General features: G+C 46.5%; 1 protein-coding gene. It reads right to left on the bottom strand.

Going from position 1 to position 805, the window contains the following annotated elements:
* A partial coding sequence (locus ATB74_RS23375; protein WP_061019853.1) for a flagellin occupies positions 1 to 800 on the bottom strand: 800 nt, incomplete at its 3' end.
* Positions 801 to 805: the final 5 nt, after the last annotated feature.

Raw genomic sequence — 805 nt, 5'->3', positions numbered from 1 at the left:
CCTAGTTCGCCAGCAAGGCTGCCAGAGAATGCCACTTCGCCTTCAACTTTGTTGTTACCAGTAAACATTTGTAGCTTACCATCTTCAGTTACAGACGCTTTCACAGAGTCTTGTTGACCGTTGATGTACGTTGCTAGCTCTTCGATATCGTCACCCGCTTTTGCGTTGATGTCGATTTCTTGTGCTTGACCGAAGTTATCAGTGAACGACAGTTTTAGGTCGTTAGAGCCAGCTTGAACGTTCCAATCTTTGTCTTTCGCGTTCTCAGTTTGGTAGCTCTTACCACCCATCTGAGCATTATCAGAGCGCATGTCTTTCAGTTGAAGCATTACCGCTTCACCGTTGTCCGCACCGATTTGGAATGATTTAGTACCGTGAGTACCGTTAAGCAGCTTGTTGCCACCAAAAGACGTCGTTTCCGCGATACGGTTTAGTTCGTCGTTCAGTGCTGTTACTTCTTCTTGAATCGCTACACGCTCAGATTTTGAGTTTGAGCCGTTTGAAGATTGTAGAGACAAATCACGCATACGTTGCAGGATGTTAGTCGTCTCGTTCATTGCACCTTCAGCAGTTTGTGCAATCGAGATACCGTCGTTCGCGTTACGTACTGCAACATCAAGGCCGCGGCTCTGAACGTTCAAACGGTTAGAGATTTGTAGACCCGCAGCGTCATCTTTTGCGCTGTTGATTTTTGAGCCTGAAGCTAGACGCTCCATTGATGTTTGTTGTGCGCTGTTTGCGTTGTTTAGGTAACGTTGCGCTGTCATCGCTGAAACGTTTGTATTTACATTCACTGCCATGGTGA

It is taken from the genome of Vibrio splendidus (genome assembly GCF_001557875.1).
In the GTDB taxonomy this organism is placed as follows: Bacteria; Pseudomonadota; Gammaproteobacteria; order Enterobacterales; family Vibrionaceae; genus Vibrio; species Vibrio splendidus_F.
This window is presented reverse-complemented; position numbering and strand designations above follow the sequence as displayed.